Origin of the sequence: Bartonella sp. AP72JLCBS, assembly GCF_042195705.1 — a bacterium.
Classification (GTDB): domain Bacteria; phylum Pseudomonadota; class Alphaproteobacteria; order Rhizobiales; family Rhizobiaceae; genus Bartonella.
The window spans coordinates 1-1,388 of sequence record NZ_JBHIOU010000064.1; the positions used below are offsets into that span (position 1 = coordinate 1).

The 1,388-nt window shown below is 38.0% G+C and carries 3 protein-coding genes; all 3 read left to right on the forward strand.

The window, feature by feature from the left end:
- Positions 1-13 precede the first annotated feature (13 nt).
- Positions 14-241, forward strand: a complete 228-nt coding sequence (locus tag ACFILO_RS09350) for a hypothetical protein (RefSeq protein WP_375611041.1) — start codon at positions 14-16, stop codon at positions 239-241.
- Positions 242-357: 116 nt separating this feature from the next.
- Positions 358-588 carry a hypothetical protein gene (locus ACFILO_RS09355; protein WP_375613940.1) on the forward strand — a complete coding sequence of 77 codons (231 nt, stop codon included), beginning with the start codon at positions 358-360 and terminating at the stop codon, positions 586-588.
- 24 nt (positions 589-612) lie between these two features.
- On the forward strand, positions 613-1,388 hold a 776-nt coding region (locus ACFILO_RS09360; RefSeq protein WP_375678202.1), incomplete at its 3' end, for a DNA adenine methylase.

Here is a 1,388-nt window from a genome sequence, read left to right on the forward strand (position 1 = left end):
GGGAGCAACGCTTATGATTTTTTGGCTAAAGAAATATTCTCTTATGTTTACAGCGGCTTTAGCCGTTTTTTTTATGGCTTTAGCCAAGGCATTTCAGCTTGGCAAGCAAAGCGAACGGCAAAAGCAAACAGAGAATGCTTTAAAGACAGCAACAACCCGTCTTGAGGTAGAAAATGAAGTTAATCGAAAAAGTGATGCTGGTGTGCGCTCTGAACTTTCTCGTTGGGTGCGCGGCAAATAGGTCTGTTTCTTGTGGTGGCTGGTTGCCCATTTATTTGGATAATAAGGATGTTGCGGTCATCAGTTCCAACCTTGCAAGAGATATTTTGAAGCATAACAAGCAGGGAGCCCATTTATGTGGTTGGAAAGATGGTCAAGAAACGAAGCAGCAAAGATAAAGGTCTTACAGAAACAGAACAACAGCTCCTTCACGAGATGATAGAGACCTATCAAGGCTTAAAGATGATGTCACGCATCATGAAATTGATAGCCTTTATTGTCTTTATGTTTGTAATAGATTTTTCCCGTTTTGTGGACGCCATAGAAAATAGCTTCTCACATCTTAAAAGATGGATAACAAAAAGTTAGATATCAAATCTCTCCTTTAAAAATATGATGAAACAAGAATTTACACAAACATTGTTTGCGTGGATGGGTGGTAAACACTATCTGCGTAAGAAAATTATACCGATTTTAAATAGCATTGACCATGAAACCTATGTTGAACCATTTTTAGGTTCTGGTGTTATTTTCCTAAATAAAAGACCAGCAAAATATTCTGTCATTAATGATTTGAATGGAGAGATCACGAATCTGTTTCAATGCGTTCAAAATGACTTTGATGATTTAGCCAAACGACTAGAATGGTTTGTTTGTTCAAGACAGTTGTTTTTTGAACTTGCGGCGATTGAACCAGAAAGCCTTTCCAAAGTTGAAAGAGCCGCCCGTTTTTTGTTTCTCCAACGTTGTGTGATGTATGGGAAAAAAGATTATGTCTCTTTTAGTTTTGGAAGGAAAAAGCCTATAGCATTTAATCCCGAAAAGCTGTTATCAAGGATGAGACGTGTTAGACAGAAGCTTCTTGATACGACGATCTTAAATTTGTCGTGGGAACGGGTTATCGAGCTATTTGATGCACCCGACAGTTTATTTTACCTAGACCCGCCTTATTTTGTAAAGAAGAAGTGTTACAGCTCTGGGAATTTTGTTGAAGATGATTTTGTGAGTATGGCAAAAGTTCTCAAAAGCATACAAGGCAAATTTGTCTTGAGTCTGAATGATTGTGATGCGGTTCGAGAGATTTTTAAGGATTTTGACTTTTTAGAATTAGAGACCCTTTGGACCTCTGGTTTTGCTAAAAAACCACCCAGAAAAGAACTCTTGATTCG